Here is a 16921-nt window from a genome sequence, read left to right as displayed (position 1 = left end):
AGTTTAACCGGCCTTAATATCACATCGGAGTACGTTTGTTCCATGAAAATGATCTCCATACTCCTCCTGACCTTTATGCCGATTTTTGCAATCGCCCAGTCCAGTATCACTGGCACTGTCACCGATGCCGAAGGTCACCAGCTCGATGGCGTTACCATTACCCTCAGCCAGCTAAACAAATACATCACCACCGCCATCACCGACCTGGGCCATTTTACACTCAAAGACATAAAAGGCATCAAAGGTCCGAATGGTATTTCCAATGCCCCATACACCCTTACCGCCACATCCATGGGTTATCAACCCTATACAAAAGAATGGCAACTCCCTGCCGATTCTATCCATATTACCCTGCAGGCAGATCAAAAACAACTACAAGGCATCACCGTCTCCGCTGCCAAACCACTCATCGAGCGGCAGACAGATCGCGTGGTCTTCAATGTGGAAAACAGTATCATCGCCAGCGGTGGCACCTCCTGGGAAGCCCTGACTAAAGCCCCCGGGGTTACTGTCAACTCTGACAATTCCATCTCCGCTTACCGCAAAAACGTGCAGGTATACATGGATGGCAAACCGCTCCACCTCTCCGGCGATGACCTGGTGAATTACCTGCAGGGCCTTCCTTCTTCTACGATCACCAAAATCGAAGTCCTTACCAATCCCCCCGCCAGCTTCGAAGCGCAGGGTGGATCTATCATCAATATTGTCACCAAAAAAGTAAAGAAACAAGGCATCAACCTCGCTCTCAATGGCAACTATATACAAGGTATATACGGCTCCTACAATGGTAGCGCCACTTTCAACTACCGCCAGGATAAAGTGAATATCTATGGCAACTATGGTTACGGCCATAAACATACCTACATGGATAACAGAACCTATATCAATTTTGGCGATTCTTACTGGGCAACCAACGACCACACTATCCTGGCATCCAATAGTCACAACTACCGCCTCGGTGTTGATTACCAACTTACTGATAACCAGATACTGGGTGTGCTCGTCACCGGCAATAACCGCGCTGGACAAAACGAGGCGAACATCCCAACCAACATATACAGTGCTGACAAATCTACCCTTGACTCTACCCTGCAAACCAACTCTACCGATAAAAAATATGGCAGTGGCTATACCTACAATATCAACTACAGCCTGAAAATGGATAGTGGTAAACGTAGTTTTAATGTAGATCTGGATTACGCACCATACGCCACCAGCAGTTATGCACATGTAAACTCCGATAATGATTACCGCATTTATACACCGACTACACAACACATCAACATTCTCTCCGGCAAAGCAGATTACGTCTACACACTCAATAAATGGAACCTTACCTCCGGTTTCAAATATAGCAGCATCGAAAGCGACAATAAATTCTCCTTCATCGAAAGCGATGTACTCATGCCAGACAAAAGCAATCATTTCAGGTACACAGAAAATACTTCTGCACTATACACCAGTATCTCCGGCACTTTCAACAAACTAACTGTACAAGGTGGCTTAAGAGCTGAATACACCAACACCCGTGGCTACTCCATCACTCTTGATTCTTTAAACAAACGTAGCTACTTCAAACTTTTCCCCACACTATACTTACAATACAACCAATTCCAGCTCACTTACAGCTACCGTATAGACAGACCTGAATACGCACGCATGAATCCAGCCAGACATTATTCATCTCCGTACAATTACTATGTAGGCAATCCTGCCCTGCAGCCTGCCTTTACGCACAATATTGAATTGGCCTACACCTACAAAGAAAACTACACCCTTACTGCGAACTATACTTCTACCAGCAATATATTCACCAACGTGACGGTACAGGACAACGCTACCAAGACCTACTACATCACCCACCAAAACCTGGGTGCAAGTATCAATAGCGGTCTGCGTATTTCAGCCGCCTTCCATCCGGCCAGCTGGTGGGATATAAATGCAGAAGCAGGTGGCTACTTCACACAGGAAAAATCTGCTTACCTGCAGGGGCACTACAACATCAAAATGTTCTCTTACGATGGCCGGTTGAATCAAACTTTCACCATCGATAAAAAGAATGGCATCGCTGCTGAAGTAACAGCTCAATACATTGGCCCCGGTATCCAGAATATCTATCGCAGTAAGGTGTTGAGCGAAGTAGACCTGGGTGTAAAAGCAAATGTGCTGAAAGGTAAAGGTACCCTCCGCCTCACCGCCAATGATATTTTCAATGCATTCACTTACCGGGTAAGCATCAATTATCTTGATCAGCAAAGTACCTTCTATCATAAGAATGAATCGAGACTGGCTACATTGAGTTTCTCCTTCCGCCTGGGCAAAGACATCAAAGCCGCCAGAAACAGAAACACCGCAAGTGAAGAAGAAAAAAGACGTGCGCAATAAGCACGTCTTTTTTACTCAAACTTTAATGCCACGCCTGCTATCGCCCCAATAAGTTGCAGGTATGAAATGGGTTTTCATTGTTTGCTTATTATTGCTGTGCTACTACAAAAAATCTGAAAAATATTTTACCTTTCAGTATCAAAATTCACAACTACATACCGTCCCCTTCTCTACAAACCTACATCGATGGCTACCGCATCATCGATAGCGAGGCACTCATTGTCAATAGGGTATTACCGGGCATCGTACCTGTATTGGCACTGCGGTTAAAAGGCAATATCTCTTCCCAAAATGAATCACTGCCTACTTACTCGCTCTCAGGTCTGAGAAAAACACCCCGCCTCATTCAATATCATGCCGGCACTTCCAACCTGCTGATATTATTCAAAGAAGGAGGGCTCAATGCTTTCTTCGACATCCCTGCACATGAATTCTTCAATGAAAGTATCTCACTGGATAACCTGGTAGACATTTCCTTCTTAGAAGATCAACTGAGCGAAGGCACTGACTACATCGGCATCGTAGAAAATTTCCTACTACAACAACTCAAACACCGCACACCCGATCAGTTAATATTAGCAGCTACTAATGCAATCAAAGAACAACAGGGCAATTTAAATATCACTCAACTCGCCTCCTCCCTTTATATTAGTCAGGATGCATTTGAAAAACGTTTCAGAAAAGTGATCGGCACTACGCCAAAACAATTTGCAAGCCTCGTACGTATGCAATCCATCGTTAAAAACTATCCCTCTAAAGACTTCACCCACCTTGCTCTCGAAGCCGGCTACTTTGACCAGGCACACTTCAACAAAGCCTTCAAACAATTCACCGGTCTCACGCCATCCAGCTTTTTCAATACACCTCCTCAATGGTAAATTTTACTATTTCCCAGAGATGGTAACAGCGAATGATTTACCTCAATGGTAAAATCAATGATTTTTACTATTCCCATATATGATAACAGCGAATCATTTACCTCAATGGTAAAATCAATGATTTTTTACTATTCCCAGATATGATAACAGCGAATGATTTACCTCAATGGTAAAATCAATGATTTTTTACTATTCCCAGAGATGGTAACAGCGAATGATTTACCTCAATGGTAAAATCAATGATTTTTACTATTTCCAGAGATGACAATAGCGAATCATTTACCTCAATGGTAAAATCAATGATTTTTTACTATTTCCAGAGATGATAATAGCGAATGATTTACCTCAATGGTAAAATCAATGATTTTTACTATTTCCAGAGATGACAATAGCGAATCATTTACCTCAATGGTAAAATCAATGATTTTTTACTATTTCCCGGCGTGATACCAGCGCATCTTTGCTACATGAAACATTTACTCATCGCATTGCTGCTCTTTGCCGGCACCGCAAAAAACACACAACACATGAAAGCTTTTGTCGTACTCGTTAAAGTACCACTTACTTACACTACAGAACAAGCCAAAGCTGTCAATCCCCAATGGGAAAAAGCCATTGCAGACTGGAAAGCATCCGGTCATTACATCACCAGCTTTGCCTATCCGGGAGAAAGTAAAGTGATTGCTCAACAGGCAGAGACGAAGAATCCCGCCCATCCTGAAGATAGTAACGTGACCACCCAACAAGCAACAATAGAAAACCTGAAACAGGTAAGTAGCATCCTGCTACGTGCAGAAAATATAGATGAGGCAACAATACTGGCCCAATCCTGTCCAATATTAAAATACGGAGGTAGCGTGGAAATCAGGGAAATCCCTAAGGGCGAACCGGCAATATTTCCTCCTTTACAATAGGCAAAATTTCTTGCTCTACAATAGGTAATATTTCCTCCTCTACAGTAGGCAATATTTCCTCCTCTACGGCAGGAAATACCTCCTCCTTTACAATAAAAGAATTCCCCCACGCAGTCATTGCTTCCAATACAGGAATCAATGTCTCACCCAATTCAGTAAGAAAATATTCCACCTTTGGAGGCAACTGTGCATACACCACTTTCCGGATGATGCCATGTGCCTCCAATTCTTTCAATTGCTGATTCAACACCTGTCTGGATGCCTTTGGATTTTGCTGCTGCAATTGCCCGGGCCGGTTAATACCCTTGTAAATACTATATAGCAAACAAGGCTTCCACTTATTGCCAATGATCTCCATCGTCATGGCCATCCCGCAATCGAGGTCCTTCGGTATTTTACGCTCATACATACAACAAAGATACACCACCTGTCAATAACCCGACATACGCATAAAATTATGCGTATGTCATAATCAACTGCGTACTTGACTCCAACGACATATACCGTGAATTTTGCCTTCAAAACAATCAAGATGAAACAACTTCTTTTTATTTTATTCCTTTCAATTTCGCAACAAGCAAATTCGCAACAAGTCATTCCGCTACAACCCATTTCTCAACAAGTTATTCCGCAACACCCCATTCCGCTACAAGCCATTGCACAGTTAAACCAACCTGGTTATTACCGCACTCAACTCGGCGACTACGAAGTGACTGCATTATCAGATGGCACGGTGCCTATTCACCTGCACGATATCCTCACCAATGTCTCGCACCGGGAAATCGATAGTTTGACGACACTCAGTTATCAAACACCCACCGAAGAAGCCTCTGTCAATGCCTACCTTTTAAAAATCAACGGCAAAAACATCCTCATCGATGCAGGCGCTGCTGAATTGTATGGCCCTACACTAGGCCACCTGCCAGAGAGCTTGCGCAAAATAGGCATAGCACCTGAACAAATCGATGCGATATTAGTCACACACATTCACACCGATCACACCGGCGGACTCATGCTCGATGGCAAAATGGTTTTCCCAAATGCCACCATTTACATCAGTAAACCAGAAGCAGATTTCTGGATGAATGAGAAAAACAAGACACCCCGCTTAGCCAAATGGTTCAAAGAAGCTGAAGACAAAGTAGGACCTTACATAAAAGCCGGCAAAGTAAAAACCTTTGAATATGGCACGCCACTTTTCCCCGGTATTACCCCCATCGATGCTCACGGACATACACCCGGCCACACCTTCTATGCATTAGAGAGCAAAGGCGAAAAGATGCTATTCATCGGCGATATGATACATGCCGCCAGCATACAATTTCCAGACCCTGCCGTTACTATCAACTTTGATGTAGATGAAAAAAACGCCGCTATACAAAGGATCAAAACATTTAAAGATGCAGCTGCTAAGGGCTACTGGCTGGCCGCTGATCACATCTCCTTCCCGGGTATCGGTCATGTGAGACCACAAGCCAATGGCTATCTATGGATACCTATCAATTACAGCACATTAGGATCTGGCCAATAAAAGGTTTGATTTTCTTAACTTTGCCATATGGCAACAAGAATCAGTACCTGTATCGGCGCAGACTTAAAATCTAAAGGTTTTAAAGTACATGAAGTATCCGGCATCGTACCGGCCGCTGAAGTGCACGCCAGAAGGGATTATTATAAAATAGTGATGGTAACGGGGGATTTCATCCTGAAATTCGGAGATAAAACGATGGACATAGATGGTACCTACCTTTTCTTCGCCAATCCGAACGTCCATCATACGATTATCCCCCGTTCCCTTGAAAGATCAGGCTATGCCTGTGTCTTCACGGAAGATTTCATCGCTGGCAGGGAACTGACTGACCTGGTGCAGAATTCACCGCTATTCAGATCATCGGAATCACCGGTACTGCCATTAAACCCGGAACAAGTCGCATTTCTGACCAGCATTTACAGGAAAATGCTCACCGTATATAATAGTGATTATGAGCACAGAGATGAATTGTTCCGTAACTGTATTGAACTTATCATTCACGAAGCCCTACAGATTCAACCTGCCAACCAGGACCTGCGGGAACACAATGCCGCTGCCCGCGTCACCCGGTCTTTTTTAGAATTGCTGGAAAGGCAGTTCCCCATCGACAACCCTGCAGAACCACTCAAACTACGCACTGCACAGGATTTCGCCAACTCCCTCTCCGTACATACCAATTACCTGAACCGTACAGTAAAGGCCGTCACCGGCAAACCAACGTCCGTACTCATAGCCGAGAGAATTACCGCCGAAGCCAGGGCTTTGCTGCAACATACCAACTGGAGCGTAGCAGATATCGCCTATGGTCTGGGGTTTGAATATCCCACCTATTTTAATAACTATTTCAAAACGATTACCGGCACCACCCCAAATGCCATCAGAACTACCAGGGTTTGAAAATCATACTTATTGATTTGATTCTCTTTAGTAAAAAATCGCCGCATTCCTGACCTTTGTAGTATGAAACAATAAAACTACACTCCCCAAACAGGTTGCCAGCGGATTGAGCAAACAACCTATTGCCGTACTAAAGTCCAGTCAACTATTAAAGGGCTAATAGAGCGCAACTTTTCTAATATGCAGTGGCCCCGCATTCCCCGTAATCATCAATCGCCACTGCTCCGCATTCACCGGACTAAAAGTCTGTATCCGCTTATGCCCAACAGATTCTCCCGTCGCCACTTCTTTCCATTTATCCCCCATCATCGCCTGCAGACTATACGCTAAAATATTCTCCCCATATTCCAGATCTTCCATGATCATTATCTGGCTGGCGGCTTTTCCAGTCTTATTTCCGAACTCAATAATGGATTGGGTTAAATTATTACGCACCGCCAAAGGTGCTGAAAAAACCTGTTTTAAACGATGCCCAAGACTATCAAAAACAAGCGAGTCTGCCTTTGGAATGAGTCCACTGGTATCCACCACCATGCCTACCAGCATATTCGTATTCCTGCCTACACTCTTATAATACTTCTCCATCAGCTCCTTTACAGAAAACAGGTCCTTATCTTCACCAGCCTTCCACAACCATCCGCCATTCCATGCGTAATTTCTACGAATAGGAAAATCAGATTCCCCCGGGCACCAGTATTTCCCCTCCGGATCACCATGCAGACCATCTATTTTAACAGTGCCATCTGAAGCCGTCGTTTCATTTGCCCTGCTCCATTGTGGATAAGCTGCAAACCCATCTTCATTACCAATCCAGCGAATAGTATTGCCAGCTTTCAATGGCCCCTGAAATAAGATGGCTTGTGGTTGCTTGTCATGAATCATCTTCAGCACATCTGCCTCCAACCCATTTTGCAAACCTCCATCAAACCAGATTTCAAACATAGGACCATAGTTGCTCCAAAGCTCATTCAATTGGGCCAGCACAGCTTTGGTGTAAGCTTCGTCATGGGTGCCATAATAAGTGTTAGTATTTGTATTATAATACAGCCCTGGGCGTAAGCCGTATTTTTTACAGGAGGCGATAAAATCCTGCAGGATATCTTTTTTATAAGGGGTATGTCCTACATTATAATCATTCACGGCAGAAGGCCAGAGGCAAAAACCGGTTCCATGCTTTACCGTGAGTACCGCATACTTTGCACCCGCTGCTTTTGCTGTCTTCACCCATTGATCTGTATTAAGTTTGGATGGATGGAAAATGGATAAATCAGGTAAGGTTTCTTTCTTTTTATAATCAAATGTTTCCGGTGCAAAGATGTTGATATCCAGGTGAATAATAACGCCCATCTCCGCATCCGCCCATGCAATCTGGTCTTTAGAAGGGAGGACCAGTTGAGAAAAAGATGGGATATACGCCAGCGTAATAAACAACGAAATTAAAGACAACCTGACCATAACGTTTCCATATTTGTATAAACTTACCCAATTTTGCATCTTTATCCTATACTTTTATTACCCCAACGACATTATTTTGACCTTACTTGTTAAAGACGAGTCCACGCGACTGTGGCAGAAGTATAAGGCTTAGTTTGAAATAGAGGAAAATTCCCCTGCCTACACCATGTTACATACCCCATATCTTTGCAATAAAGACAAAACACACCCAACATGAGGCACCTCAACAAACTGGTATTCTTATCTTTAGCATGCTATCTATCCTCACCATGACAGATATCTCACAAATCACCATCACAACCGCACCTTATGATGCAGCGCAATTTATCGACCATCACAAAATGGTCTTTCAAAATGCCGCGTCAACGACTATTACCATTTCAAAAGAAAAAGCAAGACGGGTCATGCAGGCACGCCTCGGCACAAGTAACTTCGATGATATGTTTGGTGTACAGGTCGGCCAGCAATATTTCGCTGAATCCCCCAGTCCATTACTGGAAAAATTAAGAGCCACAATCCCTATCGATAAAGTTATCGACGAACTAAAATCATAATTTCATTGCTGCGATAATTGGCGGAGATAATCAATACTCCGCCAATAGACTACATCCTTCCGCCTTTTGGCTACATTTCCACGCTGCAGGTACCTGACCTTTGTGACATGAAAGTAACACTCATTACTGGCGCCTCAGGTGGCATAGGCGAAGCATTCGCCAGACAACTGGCCAAAGAAGGCCATCATTTACTACTGGTAGCAAGATCTGCTGATAAGTTGAAAACACTCAGCGAACAATTAAGTCAGCAGTACAAAATCACAGCACATTATTTGGCCGTTGACCTTGCAAAGTCAGGCAGTGACCAAATCATAGCAGACGAAGTCGTTCACAGAAATCTACAGGTAGACTGGCTGATCAATAATGCAGGCATTGGTACCGGCGGAGATCTGATGATTCATCCCGATCTGCTGCAGGGTACGGAGTTGGCAAAGAAAATCCGGCAGTATGATTTCTTTCATTATGAGGTGAATGAAGCGCTAATTTTGTCGGCAGATGAAGAGCAGGATATAGAAGAACTGTTTAGGAAAATACAGCAGGAGATCAACAGACCGATTGATAAATTCAGTCAGGATGTGTTGATTGCACAACTGGATTTATTATTCACTTATAGTAATCGTTTTTATGACAGACAGTTTATTACGCGGAGGCCATTAAACAATAACCTGTTGTCTTCATTTGAAATACTGTTAGATGAATTTTTTTCTCAAAAAAACATTAATACCGGCTTACCAACCATTGGGTATTTCGCAGATAAATTACACCTGTCTGCTAAGTACTTCAGTGATATGCTGAAACAGCTCACGGGTTTAACTGCACAGCAACATATTCATGAAAAACTGATTGAGAAGGCAAAAGAAAAGCTCTCTACATCTGAGTTATCTGTCAGTGAAATTGCTTATGAGCTGGGGTTTGAGCATTCACAGTCGTTCAGTAAGTTTTTTAAAGCCAAGACGCAGCAAAGCCCTATGGAGTTCAGACAATCTATGATTTAATTTGTAGTTTTAATGCATGGACTTTTCATTCAGACAGCCCCTAAAACAAAAACAGCATCTTCGGTCAAAAGTCCGGTACAATAGGAGTAGTATATGCTAAAAAAATTCAAAAGGCAGGAACGACATCACTTGAATTTTTCCACTTTAAATTGTAGCTTAACCCTCCTCAGCCAAAAAGATTGTCATGCAAAAACTACCAGGAGCACTCCTGCTATGCCTCCTCACGTGTAAACTCTCTATCGCCCAAACGGGCAGTGCCAAAGAACCTGTAAGATACATAGGCGGTGTCACCGTAGATCCTTCTGTTCACGACGGCCGCCTCCGCTGGGCTATCGGCGTGGAAAACAGGCAGGTACTGAGGGCCAACCGCTCTCACCCTGAACTATCTGACAATTTCGGTTGGACCTACAACCACGCCCCCTTCATCGCCTACTGGAATCACCAATTTTACCTCCAATACCTCAGTAATCCAGTCAATGAACACGAAGCCCCCGGTCACACCCTTATTATGACCGCCAAAGACGGTCAGCACTGGACCCTGCCACAGGAAGTCTTTCCTCCTTACCAGGCACCTCCGGGTGTAAAAATTCCCGAAGGGTACAAGGGGTATATGATGCACCAACGCATGGGCTTCTATGTAGCACCCAACGGCCGCCTGCTCACAGTCGCCTTTTATGGTCATACAGAACACCCTTTCCGTGAAGGCGGCATCGGTCGCGTAGTCAGAGAAATTCACAAAGACGGCACTTTTGGACCTATCCATTTTATCCGCTACAGCAGTTATAATAAATGGAATGAAAGCAATACCAGTTTCCCATTCTACACGCACTCCACCGATACAGGTTTTGTAAATGCCTGTGCCGCCCTGCTCTCCGACAGGTTAATGAACTTCCAATGGCTAGATGAAGACAGCGGCAACGACGACTTCTATCCCAATTTCAAAACTTATAAAGACAGCGTGAACGCACTTTCCTACTTCCATCGCAAAGACGGCAAAGTAGTGGCCCTCTGGAAAAAATCCTGGACAGCCCTCTCTGACGATGAAGGCAAGACCTTTTCCAAACCAGTGAGAGTGCCTACTTTACTAATGGCTGGTGGTAAAAACTGGGGCCAGCGAACCAAAGACGGTCGGTATGCAATGGTCTACAATCCTATCGAAACACAGGAATACCGGTATCCACTGGCGTTAGTGACCAGTGATGACGGCATCATCTTCGATGATCTGCTGCTTGTACATGGCGAAGTTCCACCCCGCCGGTTTTATGGTAGATGGAAAGATTTTGGTCCTAATTATATAAGAGGTATTGAAGAAGGCAATGGTGTTCCACCGGGTAATGACATGTGGCTCGCTTACAGTGTGAATAAAGAAGATATATGGGTGGCACGTGTACCACTGCCGGTAAAGTATAAAGTCACGGGGCCGGTAAAAGATAATTTCAATGGTACAGGGAAAGATAATTTCACCGGCACTGTGAAAAACAATACCATCAACACAGGAAAAGACAATTCCATTAGTGATGGCAAAAGCAATTCAATCAGCGCGGGCAAAGATAATAGCATCAGTACTGTAAAAGACAATGCCATCAACCCGCTCAAAGACTGGAATATCTACGCCCCTCAATGGGCGCCCGTTACCATCGCGAACAACGCCTTGCGACTTGCTGACAAAGATCCTTACGACTATGCCAGAGCCATTCGCGTATTCAAAGAAAGCAGGCAAACAAAATTACAATTGAAAGTCTCTCCTCAACAAAACGACCACGGCATGCTGGATATCGACATCACTGACCGATTTGGCAACAGACCTGTGCGCATCAGTTTCAGTGAACAAGGGTACATTACCGCACAGGATGGGGATTCCATCAAACAGCTCCAACCCTACATACCTGGCACCTGGTACACCATCGACATCACGATTACCAATAAAAACTACGCTATCACTATCAATAAAAAGCAGTTCCTCCAACACGCACAACTAGCAGAAGCCGTAAAATCAGTAGAACGCCTTTCCTTACGCACGGGCCCTTACAGAAACTTACCCAATCGTAAAACACCTAATCAGGTAGAATCTGGTCCATTAGCAGGGGCAGACGATCCACTACCAGAAGCCGTGTTTTACATAGATGATGTACTAATTCAATAATAAATCACAATTCAATTCAACACCATCCACCGTCGCCCCCATCTTTTGATAAAACTCAATCGCATGGTGGTTCCAATTAGATACCTGCCACCTCACCTTTTTACAATTCCGGGAACGGGCCAGTTCAATCACCGATTGCAACAAGCCCTTCCCCATTCCCTGCCCTCTCACAGAAGGCTGTAGATAAAGGTCATCCAGGTACAGTGCCTTCCCACTCCAGGAATAATACGTCCAGAAGAAAGTAGCAAACCCTACAATGATACCATCAACCTCCACCACAAATGCCTGAAACAGCTCCTTATCAGCCAGCATCTGCTCAGGGGTAATACTAACCTTATCCACTGATTTCTGGAAAATAGCAAACTCGCGAATTAGCAAAAAAATAGCTGGAAAATCTTTTTCTGTAGCAAGTCGGATAGAAAATGGTTGCATAACTTTGTCCGCTGAAATTTTGAAAGAATACCAATAAAAGGTAATCAGATTAATGGAATTTCGATAGTCCTTAGGCTGCTATATTTTACTATCCATATTCCACGCCGTTAAATAACTGGTTTATAGCCAATGATTGAATCGGCAGTTTGTGTATCTTGGCTACGGTATTCGTGCTCAGTTACCAAAAACGGATCGCCGCTCACCTTCAATGAGCTACGCAAAACGGATTGCCACTCATGACCATTGAGCTACGCAAAAACGAATTACCGTCCTTGTTCAATGAGCTACCAAAAACGAATTACCACCCACGTCCAATGAAATTCAGATCACTGCTAACGATTTGTTGCCTGTATACCATTGCCACCTTTGGCCAGACCGCCATCCAGGTAGACCTCAAAAATGAAAAAGGCCCGCTCAAACCCATCTGGGCCTGGTTTGGCTATGATGAGCCGAATTATACCTATATGAAAGATGGGAAGAAACTGCTTTCTGAACTGGCAGCCCTCAGTCCCGTTCCCGTGTATGTACGTGCACATAACCTGATGAACACAGGCGATGGCGAAGCCGCCCTGAAATGGGGTTCTACAAATATGTATACGGAAGATGCAAATGGAAACCCTGTTTACAACTGGCGAATTGTTGACTCCATTTTCGACACCTATATCAACCGGAAAATGAAACCGCTGGCACAGATTGGTTTTATGCCGGAAGCATTATCCACACATCCCACTCCTTATAGACATTACTGGCAACCAGGACATGATTACAAAGAGATTTGTACCGGCTGGGCCTATCCTCCCAAAGACTATAACAAATGGGAAGAACTGATTTACCAATGGGTAAAACATTGCGTAGCCCGCTATGGAAAAGCAGAAGTAGAAAGCTGGTATTGGGAACTTTGGAATGAAGCAGATGGATACTATCTAATGGTGGATGACAAGATCCCTACTTACTGCAAAATGTATGACTATGCATCTGCTGGTGTAAAACGCGCCTTGCCAACAGCCAGAGTGGGTGGTCCGCATGCTACAGGTGGAGCAGGAGAGTTCATGCGTCGGTTTATTACCCATTGTTTAAAAGAGAAAAACGAAGCCACCGGACAAATCGGTGCACCTATTGATTTCCTTGCCTTTCATGCGAAAGGGGCACCTGTGTTTACTAATAATCGGGTACGCATGGGCATGAATAATCAATTAAAAGATGTGAACCGGCATTTAAAGATCATTTCTTCTTTTCCGGAACTAAAGAATATCCCCATTATTATTGGTGAATCCGATCCTGAAGGTTGTGCTGCCTGTGGAATGAAAACAGATCCGCAGAATGCTTATAGAAATGGAACGATGTATTCAAGTTATACGGCGGCTTCTATTGCACGTATCATTGAGTTAAATGACAGTTATGGCACGAATATCATTGGTGCGGTAAATTGGTCTTTTGAATTTGAGAATCAACCCTGGTTTTATGGTTTTAGAGAATTGGCGACAAATGGTGTGGATAAACCTGTCTTAAATGTATTCCGGATGATGGGGATGATGTCAGGTACCAGGTTAGCCATTACTGGTGATGTAGCATATGATGCGCAATCTATTATGGCGAATGGAGTAAGAGGTGATAAAACCGATGTAAATGCGCTGGCAGCTGCCTCCAAAACAGCTACGACTATTCTATTATGGAATTATCATGATGATGATATTACCACGGGAGCATCAACAGTGGAATTAACTATTCAAAATATGCCCGGTAAAAAAGCGGCACTTCATCATTATCGGATCGATCAGGAGCATAGTAATTCATATGAGGTGTGGAAGAAAATGGGATCACCTGCATCACCGACTCCGGCACAGTATACTACGCTGGAAAAGGCTGGGCAATTGGCTTTACTGAATGCACCTGAGAAAATCAAAATCACAAATGGTATTTACAAACTAAAAATAAACCTGCCAAGACAAGCGGTGTCACTGATTAAAATTACTTACGAGTAAAATTTCAGTATCATTCATCTGATTTGCTTTCAGGCAAATCAGATGAATGATACAATTCACTCTTCTTTCTACATCCTCACAAAATCAGCCGTAAATACCCCTTTCGGGATCATTACAGATCTCCTTTATTTTCAATCTTTCCTTGTGTTAATTCTCTTGCCGCCTCCTGCCACGCGCTATCCTGCGGATAAAACGCACTTCTCAGATACGCCCATGTCAATTGCTGTACTGCTGCTACTCTTGCAGGATTTTCATCTGAAGTCTCCGTTACAAGATAACCAGAAATACCACCCAGCAAATGTTCTCCTCCATATAATACAGCCAATGATTTAGGGCCCGGACTCAATGTATATGGATCCGTAAACCAATCCCAGCCACGCACTGTCAAAGGTGAAATATCTTTATCACCTGCCACTACCAATGTCGGCTTTTTCATCCCACTAAAATCAGGATTCATAAACGAGTAATGCGTTGCTGCAAACTCGCTCAGATCTTTACCACCATTTCCACCGGCACATAACAATATTCCAACCTGAATACGCGCATCAGACATATCTATATCTTCTCCAATCACGCGCATGCCCAACAACATCCCTGTGGTCTGTGCACCAAATGAATGTCCAACAGCTGCAATACGAGTCGTATCCACGCGCTCACTCAAACCAGGCACCACACTAATAATATCATCTATATGATCCAGCACCTGTTTCATATCAGCTACCCGAATCTTCCAGATATCAGGCGTCCGCACATCATCCGGACTCAAACCTATTCTTTTCGAATCCAGAAAACTGGGCTGTATCACCACAAATCCCCTCGCCGCCCAATAATTGACAAGCGGTGCATATCCATCCAATGAATTACCATAACCATGTGCAAACAAAATAACGGGAAGCTGATTACCTTTGATTGGAGCCGAAATCCGTACCTGTAAATCTAAACCACGTTCTGGTGCAGAAAGCACAACAGGACTAACTGAAATAACTTGTTCCATGAGCTTTTTTTACAAAGCTCCGCCGAAAATACCTGTGCCAATAATGACAATCAAACCAATCATTAAGATTTTCAAACCTCTTGCAAAATGTCTGCTGATCTGTATCAATATCTCACCCAAGCTTACCAAACAGGAACTACCCACTATTTACCATTTGCAAAATAACTACGGCCTGGAATCAATACCTCACCCTAGCTAACTAAACAAAAACTATCCACTACTTCCCCTTTACAAAAAGATTCCTGCTCCGCATCAATACCTCACCCAAGCTAACAAAAACCACCTACTACTTCCCCTTTGCAAAATGACTCCTCACCCTCGTCAACGTCTCTCTCGACATCCCTAAATACGAAGCCACCATATGCAATGGCACCCTATTAAAAATATCCGGATACTCCTCCACAAATGCCAGATACCGCTCTTCCGGCGTCGCACTGATCTGTTTATAAATCCTTTGCTGACTCGCATTATAACTATTCGACTGCAACCGATCCACCAAAGGTTTCAGTAAAGGAATCTGCTCCAACAAAAGCAAAAACGACTCCTTCGGCACAATCACCAACTCACTCTCCTCCAACGCCTGTATATTATACTGCGCCGGCGTACCATTACTATAACTCTCATTATCCGTAATCCACCAATCCTTAACCACAAACTTGAATGTATGCTCATTCCCTCCATCATCCAACCGATAAGATCGCAAACACCCACTCACCACAAACGCACTAAACCTACACACCTCTCCTTCCTGCAACAAAAACTCTTTCTTTTTTAAAACTTTAGAAACACAATGCGTCTCCATCAACTCCAACTCCTGCGGAGTCAAATTGATCTTATCACTAAAATATGCAGCCAGCGCACTAAACATCTTATCAATTAAATTTTGCGTCAAATGACTTTTTTTCCCTTACCCGGGACAATGACCTTTGCTTCATAAAATTAACAAATCATGGATAAATTGAATGTAGACATCCGGAATGGAGTAGCTTTCGCCTCTATCAATAACCCACCCATGAACGTGCTGGATGCCCCGCTCATGATCTCCCTGGCACAATTCGTCGCCGCTATGCAGGAGGACAAAACCGTACAGGTCATCGTCTTCCAAAGCGCAGATCCAGACTATTTCATCGCCCATGGCGATATGAATTACATCGTCAATCCCGCGTCCTTTGCCGACCTGGCCACCCCTGAAATGTTGCAGGCGCCGATCAATCCCATGCAACAACTACATGAACAGATCCGCCAGCTCCCACAGGTGACCATCGCTATCATTGACGGCTATGTACGTGGCGGAGGCAATGAACTGGCCCTTGCCTGCGACATGCGTTTTGCCTCCCTTGAAAAGGCACGTTTTGCCCAACCAGAAACCTTAATGGGCATCATCCCTGGTGGTGGCGGCACCCAATACCTAACCAGATTAATCGGCAGAGCACGTGCACTGGAGGTCATTCTCGGCGGAGAATTATTAGATGGTCTACAGGCAGAAAAATATGGCCTTGTCAACCGTGCATTGCCACAGGCAACACTATATAATTACGTCAATACCCTCGCCACCCGCATCGCCACTCTCCCCGAAGATGTCGCGGCATCAGCTGTAAAAGCAATCGATGCAAACGACCTGGCCACTGAAAACCAGCTATGTATGAGCCTCTTCACCAGACCTGTCACCTTAGCACGTACCAAATCCGCCATGGAGGCCGGTGCACAGACACGCGAAGGAGAGAAAGACCTGGAAGGGATACTAAATAAACTGTGATTTAT

At 44.1% G+C, this 16921-nt stretch carries 15 protein-coding genes; 10 read left to right on the top strand and 5 right to left on the bottom strand.

Annotation, left to right across the window (positions count from 1 at the left end):
• Nucleotides 1–42: 42 nt before the first annotated feature.
• The 3 genes from BW716_RS11260 (at nucleotide 43) to BW716_RS11250 (ending at nucleotide 4177) form a co-directional block, all read left to right on the top strand.
• Complete coding sequence (locus BW716_RS11260) at nucleotides 43–2385, top strand: outer membrane beta-barrel family protein (RefSeq protein WP_083722652.1); 2343 nt, start codon at nucleotides 43–45, stop codon at nucleotides 2383–2385.
• 77 nt (nucleotides 2386–2462) lie between these two features.
• On the top strand, nucleotides 2463–3263 hold the full coding sequence (locus tag BW716_RS11255) for a helix-turn-helix transcriptional regulator (RefSeq protein ID WP_083722651.1): 801 nt from the start codon (nucleotides 2463–2465) through the stop codon (nucleotides 3261–3263).
• Between the two features lie 467 nt (nucleotides 3264–3730).
• A complete protein-coding gene (locus tag BW716_RS11250) occupies nucleotides 3731–4177 on the top strand; it encodes a hypothetical protein (RefSeq protein ID WP_083722650.1) in 447 nt (148 codons plus the stop codon).
• Here BW716_RS11250 and BW716_RS11245 read toward each other — a convergent pair.
• On the bottom strand, nucleotides 4140–4586 hold the full coding sequence (locus BW716_RS11245; RefSeq protein ID WP_083722649.1) for a helix-turn-helix domain-containing protein: 447 nt from the start codon (nucleotides 4584–4586) through the stop codon (nucleotides 4140–4142). The genes BW716_RS11250 and BW716_RS11245 overlap by 38 nt on opposite strands.
• Before the next feature lie 123 nt (nucleotides 4587–4709).
• Here BW716_RS11245 and BW716_RS11240 point away from each other — a divergent pair, with 123 nt between their 5' ends.
• Together BW716_RS11240 and BW716_RS11235 are read left to right on the top strand one after the other, a co-directional pair.
• On the top strand, nucleotides 4710–5708 hold the full coding sequence (locus BW716_RS11240; protein ID WP_083722648.1) for an MBL fold metallo-hydrolase: 999 nt from the start codon (nucleotides 4710–4712) through the stop codon (nucleotides 5706–5708).
• Nucleotides 5709–5735: 27 nt separating this feature from the next.
• The gene (locus BW716_RS11235) at nucleotides 5736–6605 is read left to right on the top strand and encodes an AraC family transcriptional regulator (protein ID WP_083722647.1); all 870 of its coding nucleotides are present in this window, start codon (nucleotides 5736–5738) and stop codon (nucleotides 6603–6605) included.
• A 156-nt stretch (nucleotides 6606–6761) separates the two neighbouring features.
• Here the strand turns inward: BW716_RS11235 and BW716_RS11230 are convergent, their stop codons facing one another.
• On the bottom strand, nucleotides 6762–8060 hold the full coding sequence (locus tag BW716_RS11230) for an alpha-L-fucosidase (RefSeq protein ID WP_179091088.1): 1299 nt from the start codon (nucleotides 8058–8060) through the stop codon (nucleotides 6762–6764).
• A gap of 251 nt (nucleotides 8061–8311) precedes the next feature.
• On the opposite strand from BW716_RS11230, the gene BW716_RS11225 reads away from it, so the two are divergent.
• The 3 genes from BW716_RS11225 (at nucleotide 8312) to BW716_RS36730 (ending at nucleotide 11752) form a co-directional block, all read left to right on the top strand.
• Entirely contained in the window at nucleotides 8312–8614 is a 303-nt protein-coding gene (locus BW716_RS11225) for a hypothetical protein (protein WP_143708825.1), read from the top strand.
• A gap of 107 nt (nucleotides 8615–8721) precedes the next feature.
• Complete coding sequence (locus BW716_RS11220) at nucleotides 8722–9609, top strand: SDR family NAD(P)-dependent oxidoreductase (protein ID WP_083722644.1); 888 nt, start codon at nucleotides 8722–8724, stop codon at nucleotides 9607–9609.
• A gap of 184 nt (nucleotides 9610–9793) precedes the next feature.
• Nucleotides 9794–11752, top strand: a complete 1959-nt coding sequence (locus BW716_RS36730) for a hypothetical protein (RefSeq protein ID WP_179091087.1) — start codon at nucleotides 9794–9796, stop codon at nucleotides 11750–11752.
• Here BW716_RS36730 and BW716_RS11210 read toward each other — a convergent pair.
• A complete protein-coding gene (locus BW716_RS11210; RefSeq protein ID WP_083722643.1) occupies nucleotides 11741–12184 on the bottom strand; it encodes a GNAT family N-acetyltransferase in 444 nt (147 codons plus the stop codon). The two genes, BW716_RS36730 and BW716_RS11210, sit on opposite strands and share 12 nt — an antisense overlap.
• A gap of 314 nt (nucleotides 12185–12498) precedes the next feature.
• Here BW716_RS11210 and BW716_RS11205 point away from each other — a divergent pair, with 314 nt between their 5' ends.
• The gene (locus BW716_RS11205; protein WP_083722642.1) at nucleotides 12499–14166 is read left to right on the top strand and encodes a beta-xylosidase; all 1668 of its coding nucleotides are present in this window, start codon (nucleotides 12499–12501) and stop codon (nucleotides 14164–14166) included.
• Between the two features lie 112 nt (nucleotides 14167–14278).
• Here BW716_RS11205 and BW716_RS11200 read toward each other — a convergent pair whose 3' ends face one another.
• Both BW716_RS11200 and BW716_RS11195 read right to left on the bottom strand, forming a co-directional pair.
• Complete coding sequence (locus BW716_RS11200; protein WP_083722641.1) at nucleotides 14279–15160, bottom strand: alpha/beta fold hydrolase; 882 nt, start codon at nucleotides 15158–15160, stop codon at nucleotides 14279–14281.
• A 286-nt stretch (nucleotides 15161–15446) separates the two neighbouring features.
• A complete protein-coding gene (locus BW716_RS11195; RefSeq protein ID WP_235643605.1) occupies nucleotides 15447–16052 on the bottom strand; it encodes a Crp/Fnr family transcriptional regulator in 606 nt (201 codons plus the stop codon).
• 57 nt (nucleotides 16053–16109) lie between these two features.
• On the opposite strand from BW716_RS11195, the gene BW716_RS11190 reads away from it, so the two are divergent.
• On the top strand, nucleotides 16110–16916 hold the full coding sequence (locus BW716_RS11190) for an enoyl-CoA hydratase/isomerase family protein (protein WP_083722639.1): 807 nt from the start codon (nucleotides 16110–16112) through the stop codon (nucleotides 16914–16916).
• The last annotated feature ends 5 nt before the right edge of the window (nucleotides 16917–16921 follow it).

The organism is [Flexibacter] sp. ATCC 35208 (assembly GCF_001975825.1).
Taxonomy (GTDB): Bacteria; Bacteroidota; Bacteroidia; order Chitinophagales; family Chitinophagaceae; genus Chitinophaga.
Note: the sequence above shows the minus strand (reverse complement) of the source record. Positions and strands in the feature narration are given on the sequence as shown.